At 36.7% G+C, this 17,868-nt stretch carries 17 protein-coding genes; 5 read left to right on the plus strand and 12 right to left on the minus strand.

All coding sequences use genetic code 11. From position 1 onward, the window contains the following. The first annotated feature begins 28 nt into the window (after positions 1–28). From FW778_RS06925 to FW778_RS06935, 3 genes are all read left to right on the plus strand, one after another. Positions 29–2,542: a bifunctional UDP-N-acetylmuramoyl-tripeptide:D-alanyl-D-alanine ligase/alanine racemase gene (locus FW778_RS06925; RefSeq protein WP_235906095.1), complete on the plus strand. Its 2,514-nt coding sequence runs from the start codon at positions 29–31 to the stop codon at positions 2,540–2,542. 117 nt (positions 2,543–2,659) lie between these two features. After that, positions 2,660–3,337: a lipoprotein signal peptidase gene (locus FW778_RS06930; protein WP_150413865.1), complete on the plus strand. Its 678-nt coding sequence runs from the start codon at positions 2,660–2,662 to the stop codon at positions 3,335–3,337. A 34-nt stretch (positions 3,338–3,371) separates the two neighbouring features. Next, the gene (locus FW778_RS06935) at positions 3,372–5,096 is read left to right on the plus strand and encodes a hypothetical protein (RefSeq protein ID WP_150413866.1); all 1,725 of its coding nucleotides are present in this window, start codon (positions 3,372–3,374) and stop codon (positions 5,094–5,096) included. Positions 5,097–5,315: 219 nt separating this feature from the next. On the opposite strand, the gene FW778_RS23700 is transcribed toward FW778_RS06935, so the two are convergent. The 9 genes from FW778_RS23700 to FW778_RS06980 form a co-directional block, all read right to left on the minus strand. Further along, positions 5,316–5,597 (minus strand): T9SS type A sorting domain-containing protein, encoded by a 282-nt coding sequence (locus FW778_RS23700; RefSeq protein ID WP_150414414.1) that lies wholly within the window; start codon positions 5,595–5,597, stop codon positions 5,316–5,318. Between the two features lie 46 nt (positions 5,598–5,643). Beyond that, positions 5,644–6,009 (minus strand): hypothetical protein, encoded by a 366-nt coding sequence (locus FW778_RS06945; RefSeq protein ID WP_202552098.1) that lies wholly within the window; start codon positions 6,007–6,009, stop codon positions 5,644–5,646. Next, a complete protein-coding gene (locus tag FW778_RS06950) occupies positions 5,982–7,544 on the minus strand; it encodes a hypothetical protein (protein ID WP_150413868.1) in 1,563 nt (520 codons plus the stop codon). The genes FW778_RS06945 and FW778_RS06950 overlap by 28 nt, the downstream gene beginning before the upstream one ends. Before the next feature lie 322 nt (positions 7,545–7,866). Further along, a complete protein-coding gene (fumC, locus tag FW778_RS06955) occupies positions 7,867–9,264 on the minus strand; it encodes a class II fumarate hydratase (RefSeq protein ID WP_150413869.1) in 1,398 nt (465 codons plus the stop codon). Between the two features lie 36 nt (positions 9,265–9,300). Further along, the gene (locus tag FW778_RS06960; RefSeq protein ID WP_150413870.1) at positions 9,301–9,801 is read right to left on the minus strand and encodes a hypothetical protein; all 501 of its coding nucleotides are present in this window, start codon (positions 9,799–9,801) and stop codon (positions 9,301–9,303) included. A 93-nt stretch (positions 9,802–9,894) separates the two neighbouring features. Continuing rightward, positions 9,895–10,689, minus strand: coding sequence for an enoyl-CoA hydratase-related protein (locus tag FW778_RS06965; protein ID WP_235906097.1), 795 nt, complete (start codon positions 10,687–10,689; stop codon positions 9,895–9,897). A gap of 32 nt (positions 10,690–10,721) precedes the next feature. Further along, complete coding sequence (locus FW778_RS06970; protein ID WP_150413871.1) at positions 10,722–11,171, minus strand: cobalamin B12-binding domain-containing protein; 450 nt, start codon at positions 11,169–11,171, stop codon at positions 10,722–10,724. 24 nt (positions 11,172–11,195) lie between these two features. Next, positions 11,196–12,743 (minus strand): glutamate--tRNA ligase, encoded by a 1,548-nt coding sequence (gene gltX, locus FW778_RS06975; RefSeq protein ID WP_150413872.1) that lies wholly within the window; start codon positions 12,741–12,743, stop codon positions 11,196–11,198. Between the two features lie 102 nt (positions 12,744–12,845). Continuing rightward, entirely contained in the window at positions 12,846–13,763 is a 918-nt protein-coding gene (locus tag FW778_RS06980) for a hypothetical protein (RefSeq protein WP_150413873.1), read from the minus strand. Between the two features lie 91 nt (positions 13,764–13,854). On the opposite strand from FW778_RS06980, the gene FW778_RS06985 reads away from it, so the two are divergent. Next, a complete protein-coding gene (locus tag FW778_RS06985) occupies positions 13,855–14,475 on the plus strand; it encodes a polysaccharide deacetylase family protein (RefSeq protein WP_150413874.1) in 621 nt (206 codons plus the stop codon). Between the two features lie 109 nt (positions 14,476–14,584). Here FW778_RS06985 and FW778_RS06990 read toward each other — a convergent pair whose 3' ends face one another. Further along, positions 14,585–15,058, minus strand: a complete 474-nt coding sequence (locus FW778_RS06990; RefSeq protein WP_150413875.1) for a hypothetical protein — start codon at positions 15,056–15,058, stop codon at positions 14,585–14,587. Beyond that, entirely contained in the window at positions 15,003–15,515 is a 513-nt protein-coding gene (locus FW778_RS06995) for a hypothetical protein (RefSeq protein WP_150413876.1), read from the minus strand. The genes FW778_RS06990 and FW778_RS06995 overlap by 56 nt, the downstream gene beginning before the upstream one ends. A 100-nt stretch (positions 15,516–15,615) precedes the next feature. Here FW778_RS06995 and FW778_RS07000 point away from each other — a divergent pair, with 100 nt between their 5' ends. Continuing rightward, on the plus strand, positions 15,616–16,383 hold the full coding sequence (locus FW778_RS07000) for a TatD family hydrolase (RefSeq protein ID WP_150413877.1): 768 nt from the start codon (positions 15,616–15,618) through the stop codon (positions 16,381–16,383). A gap of 2 nt (positions 16,384–16,385) precedes the next feature. Here the strand turns inward: FW778_RS07000 and FW778_RS07005 are convergent, their stop codons facing one another. Next, the gene (locus FW778_RS07005; RefSeq protein WP_150413878.1) at positions 16,386–17,867 is read right to left on the minus strand and encodes a xylulokinase; all 1,482 of its coding nucleotides are present in this window, start codon (positions 17,865–17,867) and stop codon (positions 16,386–16,388) included. Position 17,868 lies beyond the last annotated feature (1 nt).

The following is a 17,868-nucleotide window of genomic DNA, read 5'->3' on the forward strand; positions in this document are numbered from 1 at the left end:
AAAAATTAATCAAATAAATTGAGCTGTTGTGAATGAAACGATTCACTATACAATGGAGGAACTTGCAAAAGTTACCAAAGGGAAATTAATAAATAAAAATATTGATTTGCCTGTTCCCTTATCTCTTTCGCTCGATAGCCGAAAAATTATTGATACAACCGGTACAATTTTTTTCGCAATTAAATCTTCCCATCATGATGGCAATAAATTTATTGAAGGATTGTATGCGAAAGGAGTAAGAAATTTTGTTACAACCGATAAAAATATAAGTACTAAAAAACTTCCTCTTGCAAATATTATTCTTGTTAACAATACCGTTCATGCTTTGCAATTGTTTGCTGCCTATCATCGTGCCTTTTTTAAAAAGCTTACAGTAATTGGCATTACGGGAAGTAATGGAAAGACAATTGTAAAAGAATGGCTGAACCAATTGCTTGAAGAAAATTTTTCAATAGTCAGGAGCCCGAAAAGTTACAATTCTCAAATTGGTGTTCCGCTAAGTGTGTTGAACATTAATAAATCGCACAACCTCGCCATATTTGAAGCCGGTATTTCACAGCCCGGAGAAATGAATCGTCTTGAAAAAATAATTAAACCTTCTATTGGTTTGCTTACCAATATTGGAAATGCGCATGACGAAGGATTTGAAAATAGAACGGAAAAAATTAATGAAAAACTACAACTCTTTGTTCATGCAAAACAATTGGTTTGTTGTGCAGATGATGAAAAAATAATGAAGGTTATTCTTGCTTTTCAATCTAAAATAAATGCTAAGAATAAAGCGTTGGAATTATTTACGTGGGGTAAAAGCGGCCATAATAAACTTCAGGTTTTAGCAATAAATAAAAGCAAGTCCCATACAAAAATAAAAGCAATTTATAAAGACGAAAATGTTTCTATAAGTATTCCGTTTGCTGATGAAGCATCAATTGAAAATGCCATCAATTGCTGGTGTGTTCTTCTGTTATTAAATAAAAGCGATGAACAAATAAGGAAGAAATTTGAATTTCTTTACCCTATTGCAATGAGGCTCGAACTCAAACAGGGCATTAATCATTGTACCATTATAAATGACAGTTATAGCAATGATTTACATTCTTTAGAAATTGCTCTTAATTTTTTAGAACAACAAAAGCAACATAAAAAGCATACAGTTATTCTATCTGATATTTTGCAATCGGGTAAACATCCGCATGAATTATATAAAGAAGTTGCAAAGCTTTTTAAGCATAGAAAAATCGATAGATTGATTGGGATTGGAACGGATATTTTTTCCATGCAAATGGAATTTTCGTTTTTAAAAGAGAAACGATTTTTTAAAAATGTTGATGAATTCCTGTTGAGTTTTAACCATCTTAATTTCCAGGATGAAACTGTCTTAATAAAAGGCGCACGCAGTTTTAGCTTTGAAGAAATCAGCCATAAGTTGGAGCAAAAAGCCCACCAAACGGTGCTTTCCATAAACCTCAATGCAATCGTTCATAATTTAAAACAATACAAGTCTTTGCTTAGACCGGGAACAAAAATTATGGCAATGGTAAAAGCTTTCAGTTACGGAAGCGGAGGCTTTGAAATCGCATCAGTTTTAGAATATAATAAAGTAGATTATCTCGCGGTAGCTTATGCTGACGAAGGCGTTGAGTTGCGCAAAGCAGGAATTACATTGCCTGTTATGGTTATGAATGCTGAACCATCAACATTTGAATCTATAGTGAATTATAATCTTGAGCCTGAAATTTTTTCTTTTAATATTTTAAATGAGTTTGGAAATTTTCTTAAATCTTCAGGAATAAATTATTACCCCGTTCATATTAAAATTGATACGGGTATGCACAGACTTGGTTTTACAAGCGAAGATATAGATGCGTTGAATGATATGCTTAAAGGAAACTCATTGATAAAAGTGGTAAGTGTTTTTACACATCTTGTTGCAGCAGAAAATGTAAAAGAAGATGAGTTTACATTACAGCAATCAAAAATTTTTAAAAATTGCTGTGAAAGAATTGAAGATACTTTGGGGTATAAATTTATAAAGCACATATCTAATACGGCCGGCATCACCCGTCATCCTCATTTGCAAATGGATATGGTAAGACTTGGCATTGGTCTTTATGGAATTGACGGTAATAAAAAAATGCAACAACGGTTGAAAAATGTTACTACACTTACAACAACTGTAGCGCAAATAAAAAAAGTAAAGGCGGGTGATACTGTTGGGTATGGAAGAAATGCCAGGCTCCAAAAAGATAGTACTATTGCGACAGTGCGTATCGGGTATGCTGATGGCTATCCGCGAAGTGTAGGAAATGGGATTGGTAAAATGATGTTACATGGTAAAATGTTGCCTGTAGTTGGCAATGTATGTATGGACATGACAATGCTCGATATAACAGAACTTGAGGCAGCGAAAGAAGGCGATGAGGTGATTGTTTTTGGGGAAAGCCTGCCGCTAAATCTACTTGCTGCGTGGTCACAAACAATTCCCTACGAAATAATGACCGGTATATCGCAAAGGGTTAAAAGAGTTTATTTTGAAGAGTGAGATTGAAAAATTATTCAATTATTACAGTCCAAATTCTAATACGTCTTTGCTAATTATTAACGTATTTGAATACCAGCCTTGCCCAATTTTGTTATCTTTACTCCTTAAATTTATTACGTGAAAGGAAGAAATGTCTTTTTAATTATTTGCCTTATTGTTATAGCTGACCAGGCGTTAAAAATTTATGTAAAAACGCATTATCATATGGGGGAATCCCATGCAGTATTGGGAAACTGGTTTCGTTTGTATTTTATTGAAAACGAAGGGATGGCCTATGGATGGAAATTTGGCGGCGATTGGGGCAAAATTATTTTGACTTTGTTCAGGCTTGCGGCTGTAATTTTTGGGGTATTTTATATAAAAAAAATTATTCAACAAAAATATCATCCAGGGTTTATAATTTGTGCGGCTCTTATTTTCTCAGGCGCTTTGGGAAACCTTATAGACAGCATGTTTTACGGGCTCATTTTTGAAGACAGCAGCCAGTTTGCCTATAATGTTGCAAAAATTTTTCCGGCTCATGGCTATGCAGGTTTTTTACATGGTAAAGTGGTTGATATGCTTTACTTTCCTGTTATAAGAAATACCCATTTTCCTTTGTGGGTTCCTTTCTGGGGAGGCGAAGACTTTGAATTTTTCAGGCCTATTTTTAATCTGTCAGATGCGGCTATATCTACTGGCATCATCACAATACTCGTGTTCCAAAAACGTTTTTTTAAACACACTTCTAAAAGTGTTCCTGCTAAAAGTGTGGAAACGGGGGCATTGGTTAATGATGAAATGCAGGTTTCATAAAATTGCCGAAAGCTATTAATTTTAAATTCGTACAATGAAACACATCAAAATTGCACTTTACTTTTTTGCGGCTATTGTATTATTGAATGCCTGCCAAAAAGAATACAGTATTGAACACGGCGAAAAGACAACTCCAACCGGTACCTGGCAATTTAACGACAGCTCACAATTGTTTGCAGGGAATATGGACAGTTCGTACATTGATTCATCTACATCTTTCAATACAAAGATTCTTCATCTTATCGGAAAATCACTTGATGGAACGCAGACCTTTAATCTTGAGCTTTATGCCCCTTCTTTTATAACCGGGACTTACAAAGCTTCATTGTTTCAATCAACCTTTTTATATACCGCGGGAGGTAGCAATATTTACCAGGCTAATCAATTGATAGGAGAGTTTACAGTTATTATAACAGCTTTAACTAGCACTAACATATCTGGAACTTTTTCCGGTTCTGCACTCAATTCGTCAAATAAATTAATTCAAATAACACAGGGCAAGTTTACGTCATCATTTAGTAATACCGGAAGTGGAGGTGGCGTTTCTTCTGGTGTTTTAGGCGATAGTTCAGGACGGTGTAAGCCTGTAAAATTAGCAGGAACGTATTCGCAGGGTGTTGCGCTGGATTCTTCAAATACAGTCCAGGTGCAGGTGACCGTTGCAAAGGCAGGCACATACTCTATAAAAACAAACACGATTAACGGAGTTTCCTTTTCGAAGACGGGAACGTTTACTTCTACCGGTGTACAAAATATAACGTTAACCGGAAGCGGAATACCAACAAACGCGGGTGATCAACATTTCACTTTAAGTTATGGCAATAGCCAATGCGATTTTATAATAAATTTCGCTCCGCCCGCGTCAGGAACTCTTGGCGGCGGAGGTGGAAGTTGTACTTCTTTTGCAATTGCCGGAGCGTACCAGCAGGGAATTCCACTGGATGCCTCAAATACGATACAAGTTCAGGTAAATGTTACTACGGCGGGGAAATATTCCATTTCAACTAATATAGCAAATGGAGTTGTATTTTCTAAAACGGGGTCATTTACAGCAACGGGAGTACAAACAATTTTACTAACGGGAAGCGGCACCCCTGTAGCCCCGGGCGTACAAAATTTTACGGTAACTTTTGGCACCAGCAATTGCAGTTTTAGTCTTACATTTTTACCGGGCGTGGCTCCTTCGGGAGATTATTTTCCACTTACACCAAATTCCAATTGGACGTTTAGCCTGGCTGCAGGCACTACCCAGGATTCTATGTATTTAACAGTAATTAATTATGCTCCCGTTTTTGGAGCTAATACCTATAAAACAATAGCGCAATATGATGTTCCGCCATCTGGCGCAACCGATTCAGCATATTTCCGTAAGCCCGGTGGCGATTATTATCAATATATGAACTTCTCAGATTTTATTCAGTTTGATAAACCTGTTTTCGGTGAGTATATATTTTTAAAAGATAATGTAGTAAATGGTTCGACATGGAATTCTCCGAACATCAACGGTACTATATCGGGAATTCCTATAACAGGCTTTTTTAAAATGACCATATTAGCAAAAGCAGTTCCGGTAACGATAGCAACTTTTAATTTTCCTAATGTTATAAAAGTGAAATATGAGTTCTTTGTATTAGGCAGCCCTACTCCATTAGCAACTGCGGAACGATGGTTCGCCTATAATGTCGGCGAAATACATACAAGTCTTACGGATGGTATTTCAACTATCGCCTATGATATCGGTAATTACCATATTTTTTAAATAAAATTTTTCTAAAAAAAAGTGCTGGAATAAAATCCGGCAGTTTTCTTTATGATGGGTGTGAATAATAATGGAATAATTTATTTCTGCGCAATCGTTTCATTAAAGTTTTATTGAAATTTAAACAATGGATTTTTAAAGAACAAGCTGAGGATTTCGTTTATTAGAATACGTTAGTAGCTATTAGTTAATATTTTTTCTTTGTATTGCTATTGTTTACTAGTTCACTTTAAACAATTTGTTTTGAACTATTTTATTGTTGAATTCTGTTCTCAGAACATACATTCCGGGAGAGAGACTTCCTAAATCATTAAGAGTTATTTGCGATGTTCCTTTGCTAAACTGCATATTCTTTTTCGTTATCATCCTGCCGAATATATCATAAAGGCTTATAAAGACATTTCCCTCATTGGGTAGAAATATATTTATTTTTAAATCTTCTTTAAAGGGATTGACTGCATTTACTTTAAATGGCGCATTTCTATTATATAGCGCAATAATTTTTGAATATTTTTTATTGTTGCCTGATAAACTTTCAAGCCTTAACCTATAATATGGTTGGGATTATCCCTGTACGTGAGAAGTTTATTCCATCGAGGCTTTTTTCAACATCATATTCCTTAAGGTTTGTTTCGCTTCCGGATGAAGTCCACTTAAGAACTGCTTTTTCGTTTATAATATAGCCGTCAAAGTCCAAAAGTAAATTGTCTAATAATGCGCAATTGACATTAAATATTTTCACGAATATTTTTTGGCTGTTGCCTACAGAACATAAGGAATTATTTAAATTACCCGGAGTGGTTGCCACCTTTAGCCGGTAAAAAGTACCGCTGTCGGCTGCTACCGGCGTAAAGGTTGTATCAACTGTATATACCCATTCGCCATTTACGAGTGTTGGTATTTTGAACTGCAAACGCCGGTGCCAATCCAGTTTACTCCATCCAGGCTTTTCTCCCAACAAAAATTAGTATAATTATTGAAATAACTTTTTACCGTATCACTCAAAGAGAGTGGAACATTAGCGCACGAGGTGGCAGTATCTTTTGGACTGTTAATAAGATTGGGATAGCAAGTGGCAAGTTTTATGTCATCAAGCACCCAGTCGTTCCCTCCTCCGCCAGCCGCATTATTCTTTACGGTAATCCTAAATTGCGTTCCGGTCGGCCCTGTTTTATAAATAAATCCCCGTTTTTGCCAGGTATTATCATGAGATATATTTCCGGTCGTATAATAATCGACATCATTAATAGTGTAAGACAAATTAGGCAACACTCGGGGTGTGTACGTTGCCGCACTATTTTTATCTATGCCGCATACTCCGCAAATATTTCTAACCCATGCTGAAAACTCATAATAAGTATTGGGGCATACATTTTTTATAGTGTCTCTGTAAACTTCTCCCGTAGTAAATGCTGCGTTTACAACTAACATATAGCCACCAGTTCCGCCTGTTGCAACAGGTAAATTTCCTGTTGAGGTGTTTGTAGCTCCTGTATGATCGCCTATTATATCCCAAAATCCTCCAAATACACGGGAGTTATTGGTGGTGGGTTTATACGGGCCCGCATTATTCGTTGTTCCATCAGCACTTGTATTATTTACAATGGAATAATAGTTATCCTGCGGGTTATTCAAATCGAGGTTAACTTTCGTGTAGCCGGGAACGATAGCCGCCAAGGCCCTGTTTTTAATACTACCATCGCCAAAAGAACTTTCAGCCGAAAAACTAGCACTTGAAAAGTTGGTGCATAATGCCTGGTTTTGAATAACTTTTATTGCGCCATAATTAAAACGATAAGTTTTATATACGCCTGCTGTGTCAATATGAAAATTGCCGGTTGGATGTATTGTATCCCCATTGTTAGCTGTCACTAACAACCTGTAAGCAACAATGAATAAAGTAGATCCATAAAATTTTGGAACATTGCCTGCAAGTACAGTTCCGCCGCCGGTAGCATTACCAAAACCGGCGCCGCTTAGCGCCTTTGAAGCACCTGTGCCTAAATTAACACGAACTCCAGGTATAGTTGCATCATACGCTCCTGCATCATCATTACTTGCGTCTGTATAAGGACCGCTTCCTGTATATAAAAGACCTTCGTTGGTAACGAGTTTCAGGGAATTATTGACATATTGAGTGCCAGCAGGAATTGTATCAACATAATAAAAATTACTGCTTGAGTTGTTTATTTTAACTAATGCATGTATTTCAATCGTATCCCCTTGTTCGAGTGTTCCTCCGCCGTTATTACGCGTAACATTAAAATAACTGTAACTGAACAGCATTTTTTGAGCAAAGGACCGGAGCGGTAAAATGAATTGAAGAGAGCAAAATAAAAAGACAAATATCTTCAGTGTTCCCTTTCTGTGGTTTAAAAACCGTGAGATTGAAGATTTAATAATGGGTAATACATGAATATTGAATGTTCCAGAGTAGATTTTCTGCATACTACCGTATTTTTCGGATTAAAAGGGATTTTCCTGGGATATTCATATGCTCAAACGTTTTAACGGGCGCTTTATTATATTACAACTAACAAGGAATAAATAACTTATGCTCTATTTATCTTGATAAATAATCGCATTTAATTATCAGTTTGTGGAATGCTGATATCTGCTGAATGGAGGATGATTTATTCGGATGGTACGGGAGTTATCAGATAAAATTTTAAAAAAGAATTAAATTAAAAATCTAATACCGAATTTCGATTAAATAGAAAAAGCCTAAAAATTGGTTTAGGCTTTGTCGAACTTTATTGGTTTAAGAAACCTATATTTTCCCTACCATATCTTTTGGTATTACCCATTCATCAAATTGCTCAGGCGTTACATAGCCAAGTTTCACGGCCATTTCTTTTAACGTGGTATTTTCCTTGTGCGCTTTCTGCGCTATTTCAGCGGCTTTATAATATCCAATTTTTGTATTGAGAGCCGTTACCAGCATCAGAGAATTATCAACATGCTTTTTAATATTATCTAATATAGGTTCAATGCCTTTGGCGCATTTTTCGTTAAAGCTGTTACATCCATCACCAATAAGCCGGGCACTATGCAGAAAATTATAAATCATTACCGGTTTAAAAACGTTTAATTCAAATTGGCCGGTGGCGCCTCCGATGCTAATTGCAACATCATTTCCCATAACCTGCGCAGCAATCATCGTAAGAGCTTCACATTGTGTCGGGTTTACTTTTCCGGGCATTATGGAAGATCCCGGTTCATTATCCGGAATATGAATTTCTCCAATTCCGCTGCGTGGCCCTGACGATAACATCCGGATGTCATTGGCAATTTTCATAAGGCTTACAGCAACGGTTTTTAGAGCGCCGTGTGCCTCCACAATTGCATCATGTGCAGCCAGTGATTCAAATTTATTTTCCGCAGTTTGAAAAGGAAACCCCGTAAGTTTTGCAATATTTTGAGCAACATTTATTGAATAGCCCGGAGGCGTATTAATTCCCGTTCCTACAGCAGTACCCCCGAGAGCAAGCTCACTTAAATGCGGCAATGTATTTTTTATAGCCTTAATTCCATGTTCTAACTGTGACGCATAGCCGCTAAATTCCTGTCCGAGCGTTAATGGTGTTGCATCCATAAAATGGGTTCGTCCAATTTTTACAATTGACATAAACGCTTTCGCTTTTGCAACTAAAGTATTTTTGAGGTTTTCAATTGCGGGTAATGTAAGTTCATTCAGGATCGTATAAGCGGCAATGTGCATTGCAGTTGGAAAGGTGTCATTGCTTGATTGCGATTTGTTTACATCGTCATTGGGATGAAGCACTTTTTCCTTATCGGTAAGTTTACCCCCGTTTAACACGTGACCACGATACGCAATTACTTCGTTTACGTTCATGTTACTTTGCGTTCCACTTCCGGTTTGCCATACAACAAGAGGAAACTCATCATCTAATTTGCCGTCAAGGATTTCATCACATACTCTTCCAATCAAATCGCATTTTTCTTTAGATAACACACCGGCATCAAAATTTGTAATTGCTGCTGCTTTTTTTAAATAGGCAAATGCACGGATAATTTCTTTTGGCATCCTGTTTATATCCTGTGCAATTTTAAAATTTTCTATACTTCTTTGGGTTTGTGCGCCGTAATAAGCCGTGGCAGGCACTTTCACTTCTCCCATTGTATCCTTCTCAATTCTGTATTCCATCTTATGTCTTCTTGGTGATGTAATTAATTTAAATAGTTAATTAAGGTTTCCAGCGTGTTTACCAAAAAACCGTCCGTATTTTTTACGTTTTGCCATAGCTTTTTTTCGTAAATAATTTATAATGAAGAAATCGATGATTGTTATAATAATCACGATTAATATTAAATAAACTGAAACTATAAATCCTGAAGAAAATTTACCGTTCCATATTCCATTTTGCTTTATATAATAAAATCTTGCGTTTTCAAGTACAGCTAATGCTATAATGCCGGCCATAAAATAAAAGACACTCCACAAAAAATAAATTCCATTACCGGTTCTCCAGTAAAAAATATTTGAAAGCAATAATAATATAATAGAGAAAATGGTAACTATATTATACAGTAAATCATTGTTTAGATCGAACAGGCGAACCACTGTAGTTGGAGAACCTGAATTTTCTAAAACCGTATGTGTACGAAAGATCCAGAAGGCAGTAAATAAAATTATTACTGATAATAACAACAAAAAAACTCTGTCTATTATTGCCATCTTCATTTTCCCAAAGTTAATGCAACAATTTTTAATGTAACTGGTGAATCATAAACGTAAAGACAATCATTCAGCAAACTCCATTCACGTTTAACAAAATCAGTTTCCTTTAAAAACCGGTTTTCTTTTTTCAATAAATGCTGTCGTTCCTTCTTTTTTATCAGCGGAAGAAAATACTTCTCCAAATAATTTTATTTCCTCATTAAAACCATTCTTATCAAAATCATAAAATGCATTAACCGCTTGTATTACTTTTGAAACTGCAGTTGGAGATTTTGATAGAATCACGTTTAATATTTCCTTTGTTTTTTCCAGAAGACTTTCAGCAGTTGTAACATGATTTATGAGGCCAAGTTCTTTAGCTTCAACTGCGTCAATCATATTGCCACTCATCATTAATTCCATTGCTTTACCTTTCCCCACAAGCATGGTTAAACGCTGTGTGCCACCATACCCCGGAATCAGTCCAAGGTTAACTTCCGGCTGGCCAAATTTTGCATTGTCGCTTGCCAGCCTGAAATGACAAGCCATTGCCAGCTCACATCCTCCGCCTAAAGCAAAACCGTTAACAGCCGCAACTACTGGCTTCGGGCAATTTTCAATTTTAAAAAATATTTGCTGACCTTTACCTGCCAGCATTGGGCCGTCTTCATCATTTATTCCTATAAATTCAGCTATATCTGCACCTGCAACAAATGCTTTGCCTCCCTGCCCGGTAATGATAGCCGCTCTGATTTTATTATCCTCATAAACGGTTTGCATTGCCTGATCAAGCTCATCTAAAACCGTTTTGTTAAGGGCATTTAATTTATCTGGGCGGTTGATTGTAATTGTAAATATTCCATTTTCCAATCCTGTTAAAAGTGTCTGGTACATATCAGTAATTAATTTCAATAGAAATGATTAAGTGAGTTTCTTTTAATCAACTAAAAATCCCGATGTACTTTTACCCATTCCTTTATATATGCAGCAATTGTTGCTGTGGGTGTTCCAGGTGGAAATAATTTTCCTACGCCTAATTCATTTAAAGATTTCATATCATCATCAGGAATTATACCGCCACCTGTAAGCAGCACATCATCCATCTTTTTTTCTGTAAGCAAGTGTAATATTTTTGGAAATACGGTATTATGAGCTCCTGATAAAATACTTACGCCGATCGCGTCTACATCTTCCTGCAAGGCAGTATTCACAACCATTTCAGGAGTTTGACGAAGCCCGGTATAAATTACTTCCATACCCGCATCGCGAAGTGAAGTTGCAATAACTTTAGCGCCGCGGTCATGACCATCAAGTCCTACTTTGGCAATAAGAACTCTTATAGGCCGTTGCTTTATTGAATCTTTATCTATGAGAATACTATTTTTTATTGACATGCAGTACAAAGATAAAAGGGTTTGTTACAAAGCAACTTTATGGTTTTTTATTAATAAAGATAAACCATGTTCTATCCTTTTAATTGTTTCTTCTTTCTCTAATAATTCTGCTATATGAAATACACCGGGGCCGAACTTTCCACCAACAAGCATGATGCGCAAAGGAAGCATTAACTCGCCTGATTTTATCTGGTTCGCGGCAGCAATTTCTTTAAACTCTTTTTCTAATTCATCATGTTGCCATTGATTCATAAATTCATAAGCCCGTATCAATTCTACAAAAAATTGATTTTTCTTATCATCCCATTTCGGCTTAACGGCAGTTATATCAATCGTATCGGGAAATTTGAAAAAGAAAGATGATTGCAGCACAAAATCGGTTAATAAAGTACACCGGTCTTTTACTAATTGCAAAATCTTTTCCAGTTTATTTTCATCATCAATTGTGACGCTGCTTTCCTGCAATAATTTTTTTACTGATGACTGATAATTGGTGACCGGTAACTTTTTTATCCATTCATGATTGAACCACTTTGCTTTTTCAAAATCAAATTTTGCTCCACTTGAATGCACTCTTTCAATAGAAAATTTTTCTATCAATTCGTCTATGGTGAATATTTCCTGTTCAGTTCCATCATTCCAGCCTAAAACGGCCAGCAGGTTTATAAATGCTTCGGGCAAGAAACCAAGTTCTTTAAATCCTTTCAATAAATCACCGGTATTTGGATCCTTCCATTGCATTGCAAAAACGGGGAACCCCAACCGTTCGCCATCTCTCTTACTTAGCTTTCCGTTACCATCAGGTTTTAATATTAGAGGAAAATGGGCCCACTCGGGCATGTGATGTTGCAACCCAAGATATTTCCATAAAAGCACATGCACTGGTGCACTTGGCAACCACTCTTCACCACGAAACGCATGTGTTATCTTCATTAAATAATCGTCTACAACCACGGCAAGATGATACGTAGGCATGCCGTCTGCTTTTATTAATACTTTGTCATCAACAGAGCTTGTATCCATTTGTATGTCGCCTCTTATCATATCTCTAAAGGATACAAATTCATTGGCCTCAATTTTAATACGGATAACATGTGGAAAATTTATTTTTAATAACGCTTCTGTTTCTTCGGCAGGAAGGGTAAGAGAATTACGCATATCGTTTCTTACATGATAGCCATATTGCAGATTGCTTTTTCCTTCTGATTTTAATTTTTCTCTTAAAGATTCAATTTCTTCCGGGGTATCAAAAGCATAATATGCATGACCTTTTTTTACAAGTTCTTCTGCATATTTTCTATAAACATCTTTTCTTTCACTTTGCCTGTAAGGCCCATATTCACCTTCGTGATGGGGCCCTTCGTCGGGAAGAATACCGCACCATGTAAGGCAATCGATTATATATTGTTCTGCTCCTTCAACATAACGGTTTTGATCAGTGTCTTCAACTCTTAACACAAAATCACCGTTATGTTTTTTTGCAAATAAATAATTGTATAAAGCCGTGCGAACGCCTCCTAAATGCAAACCCCCTGTTGGGCTTGGTGCAAACCTTACTCTTACTTTTTTCATTGTGTAAAGATACGTATAGAGATAATTTTCAAAGAATTGAGGAAAATAAAAAGTCGCAGCTTGTTGAGACTGCGACTTTGCAAATAGGTTTGATTAATTAAATTAATACGGAAGCAAATAAGAAAGCGTATTTCCATTGGAGCCTGTAAAAGCTACCTTAAGATAAAAAAGAAGTGGACAACTGTTAACAGGATTTCCATTTGTATCAAGCCCAAATGTAATTGTGGCATTTACCTTGGGACCCGTGTGTTCTGCTTGTCCGCTAACTAAACGAAAGTCACAGCCTTGCTCGATTACTAATGGATGCAAAATCGTACAAGAAAAATCATCATTAAAACGGTTCTTGCCGCTTATGTTACCCGTGGTAGAAATTACGATGCCGTTGTTATATGTGAAAACTCTAGTAAAATGAGTTTCCCAAGTGCGTTGCGCGCCATTGTCAAAAGTAATTGACATGTTAGTATCATCAATCTTATGTTCAATACTATCCAAAGTGGCAAGGTTTTTCAACAATCCGCCAGATACATTCGTAATAGTTCTTGTGCCGTTAATAACAATGCTTTTTCCGTCGACATTGCGGATAACTTTGAAGTTGACAAACTTAACAGTCAATTGTGCCTGGGCAGTTCCCCATTTAAAAGCAGGGGCGAAAGATACAACCACGCTGCCAGTTCTCTTACGGGTTAAATTACAATTATTGCCATTATAATTAATTGTAATAGTACGTGGATTGCTTGTTGTATCTACCGTAATTGTTGCATCGCAGGGTAATGATAATATTGGCGAGTTAATACCGGCGGGTGTTTGGTTGTAAGAGCCGCCATTGATATCTATAGAGGCATTTACGTCGTTGGTAGCAATATCCGTTTCATTGGAAAAGAACGCCTGATCATCTGCCTGCATTTTTGTTTCAGTTGTTGTATCGGCAGAAGTATTGCTGTTGTTGTCTTTTTTGCAGGAAGCAAATCCTATAGCAAAAAATACTACTGTAGAAGCGATCAAAAATTTTTTTAGTCTCATAAGGGTTGGTTTTATAGGTGATTTTTAATGAATTTTAAGACAACCTCTAATTGGGAAGGTTTAATTCATTAAAAAGATTTATTTTTCTTACATGCTTTATTTTGTAAAAACGCCTGCTTTTATTAAAAAATTGTATCCCGAATGTTTGTGGAACGTAGAAACAAATGAAAATATTTTATACATCACATTTGATGACGGCCCAACTCCACAGGTAACTTCGTCTGTACTGGAGGTATTAAAAAAATACAATGCCAAAGCAACTTTTTTTTGTATTGGCAAAAATGTAAAGGAGCATTTTGACATTTATAAGCAAATTATTTCTGATGGGCATAAGCCCGCAAATCATACGTTTAATCATTTAAACGGCTGGAAGACCGATGATAAAAAATATCTTGAGGATATAGCAGAAGCATCCAATATTATTGATTCCGGATTTTTCAGGCCGCCTTACGGAAGAATTACAAAATTTCAGCTAAGAGCATTGCAAGGAGAAAAATTTAAATTGAAAACAGTCATGTGGGATGTACTTAGCGGCGATTTTGATGTAAAAATTTCTCCGGAAAATTGTTACCTCAATGTAATCAATAATGCGAAGGCAGGCTCTATTATCGTTTTTCATGATAGCGTGAAAGCCTTTCCCAGGCTGGAATACGCCTTGCCAAAATTTTTGGATTTTTTTTCGGCAAAGGGGTTTCAATTTAAAATTCTTTAACCCCGTAAAAAAATTGGGCCTGGGTAGATACCCAGGCCCGTTTTTAATCCGTACCCTATGAAAACTGTTGTGAAGTTATATAATTATTTTTAACAAATCAACAACAATTTTACTTGTGCAGGGTAATAATGTGAGTTACGCCATTTATTGTAACGGTAGCCTTGTTATCGCAGGAACCGTCACCGTAATCCAGGATCGCCATAGTTGTATCTCGGGTGATATTCAGAGTTCCCTTAACTTTCCATGGGCAGGTAAATCTTTTAACTAAAGGAGTTACTATTTCGGAATTCCACGAATTGCCATTTGAGTTTGAACCCGAAGAATTTCCGGTGATTTCAAATTTATCGTCCAAAGGATAAAGTGGTGTGCCATTTCCTTCAACCTGGGTATGAATTCTAGTGCTATTCCACGTTCTCCAGCTTCCGCTGTTAGTATTGGTAATTTTTCCATCAATAACTTTTACAGTCCACTGTTTTTTATTTGAAAGGCTGGTATTCTCGACGGTGTGGGTGCCTTCAATTTTAAAGCTATCGACTGAGTAATCTATAAAAGTTGTTGAAACGGTGCTTCCGGGAACAGACATCGGGCCCGTATAAATAGTCAACAATTTTTCCCTTTCTTAATTTTCCGTCTTTTCCAAGGCAGCCGGCAGTACCAAAATCGATGGTAACGGTTTTGGGAAATTGATGGGCAATGTGAGGAACAACATTTACTGTAAAGCAACGGGAAGAAGCAGAATCGGGCGTGTTTGTTGGAGTTCCATCAGGATTTGTATCGTTGTTGTAAATAACGCCAACGCCGGCTCCAATACCTATGTCTTCTCCCACATCAGATGATTGAACACCCATGGTAATATTAAACACATCGTCATATTGCGATTCTGCAATCGCGTCACTTTGAGTCGCATCCATAGTGGCAACAACTGCTGGTGTATCTGCGGGTTGGTTCGTACTGTTATCTTTTTTGCAGGAAGAAAACGTAGCAATACCGGCAATTAACAACAGGCTCGCTAGTTTCGAAATTTGATTTACTTGTTTCATAAATGATAAGATTAAGATGAATATTTTTAATGCTCCTATGACAATGGTTGCATCAGCAAGTTTAATAAACCGTTAAAGATTTTTAATTTTTCTTTGCTTCATGAATTTTATAGATACGCATACACACTTATATTTAAAAGAGTTTTCAAATGATGTTGATGAGGTAATAGAGCGTGCAGTAAAAGCAGGAGTTGATAAATTTTTTCTTCCTGCAATTGATAGCGCTGAAACGAGCGCAATGTTTCATCTTGAAAAAAAATTTCCGGGTAAATGTTTTGCAATGGCAGGCTTACATCCTTGCTCAGTAAAAGAAAATTATAAAGAAGAATTGTCAGCAATTGAAAAATTATTGAGCGAAAGAAAATTTGCAGCTATAGGAGAAACAGGCCTTGATTTTTATTGGGATAAAACTTTTGTAAAAGAACAATATGAAAGCCTTACTCTCCAGGCAGGATGGGCGCTTCAATATCACATACCGTTAGTGTTGCATACACGAAACGCCCTCCAGGAAACAATTGATGTAATAAAAACATACAATGCCCGGGGATTAAAAGGAATCTTTCATTGCTTTGGAGGAACATTGCAAAATGCAAAAGATATTATTGCTCAAAACTTTTATCTTGGAATAGGAGGCGTTGTTACCTATAAAAATTCGGGGCTGGCAGAAATTATTAAAGATATTGACCTTAAACATATAGTTCTTGAAACTGATGCTCCCTATTTAACACCGGTGCCATATAGAGGAAAAAGAAATGAAAGCAGTTATTTGATATATATAGCACAAAAAATTGGGGAGATAAAAAATATTGCTTTAGAGGTAGTTGCGGAACAAACTACCAGAAATGCAAAAGAAATCTTTAGCCTTTAACGTTATTTTTTCAGATGTGCTTCTAACAGCTTTTTCCAACTCAAATAAAGTTCATCATAAAGGTCTGTATTTCCGGGTTCTATTTTTTTAATGGGCTTAAAGTTGCTGAATGCTTCATTAAAATTTTTGTAAATGCCCCCCCCGATTCCCGCACCCAGCGCGGCACCCACGCTTCCGTCATTGCTGTACAATTCAACAGCTACGCCGGTTGCATTTACAAATGATTGTATAAATACATCGCTCAAAAATAAATTGGATCGGCCGGCACGAATAATAGTTGGGTGTAAATTATTTTCACGCATGATATCCAGCCCATAACGAAATGCAAATGCAATTCCTTCCTGAACTGCACGGAATATATGTGCCTTCGAATGCTTATTTAAATCAATATTGTTTATATGTGCGCCCACTATTTTATTCTGCAACATGCGCTCTGCTCCATTTCCAAAAGGAAGAATAAACAAACCATCACTTCCCGGATCTATGCCTGAACACATTGCATCCATTTCTTCATAGGTCAGGCCATCGCCACACACTTTTTTTATCCAGCTATTCATAATGCCGGTTCCATTAATGCAAAGCAAAACGCCTAAGCGTTTATGCATAGCCGTATGATTTACGTGTGCAAACGCATTTACTCTCGAATATTTATCGTTGAATAACTGGTCAGTAACTGCATAAATTACACCCGATGTGCCTGCGGTTGCTGCAACTTCGCCCGGCTCAAGTACATTTAAGGATAAGGCGTTATTAAGCTGGTCGCCTGCTTTGTACGTTACGGGAATATTTTCTTTTAATGAAAGTTCTTTGGCAATTGCGGGCAATAAGTTTCCATGTGAAGAGAATAAGGTTCTTACATCAGGCATGAGAGAATCATCAAAACCGAAATAGTTCATTACATCTTTGGAAATTTCTTCTTTTTGAAAATCATAAAAAATTCCTTCGGATAATGCTGAATTGGTGGTGGTAATTTCCCCGGTTAATTTCATTGCAATGAAATCTCCCGGTAACATTATCTTATCAATTTTTTCATAAATCCCCGCCTCATTATTTTTTACCCAACTCAATTTGGATGCGGTGAAATTTGCAGGAGAATTTAAAAGGCAGGAAGAACAAATATATTCACCTATGGCATTGAAAGCATTTTCGCCGATTTCAACAGCCCTGCTGTCGCACCAGATGATACTGTCCCGCACAACATTTTGGTGTTTATCAACTGCAACCAGTCCATGCATCTGGTAAGATATACCAATGGCCGCTATATCTTTTGGGTCAAAGGCTTTCGCAGCAGTTAATTTTCGTATAGCCTTTGCAGTTTGGTCCCACCACATTTCAGGAGATTGTTCAGCCCACCCGGATTGTAATGAAGTGATTGCATTTTCTGTTTCGGGATATTGTGCGGTTGAAATACATTTTTGTGAAACTGCGTCCACCACGGAAACTTTTATAAAAGAGGTACCGATATCAATTCCTAAAAGGAGCATA

This window comes from Ginsengibacter hankyongi (assembly GCF_008710285.1).
In the GTDB taxonomy this organism is placed as follows: domain Bacteria; phylum Bacteroidota; class Bacteroidia; order Chitinophagales; family Chitinophagaceae; genus Ginsengibacter; species Ginsengibacter hankyongi.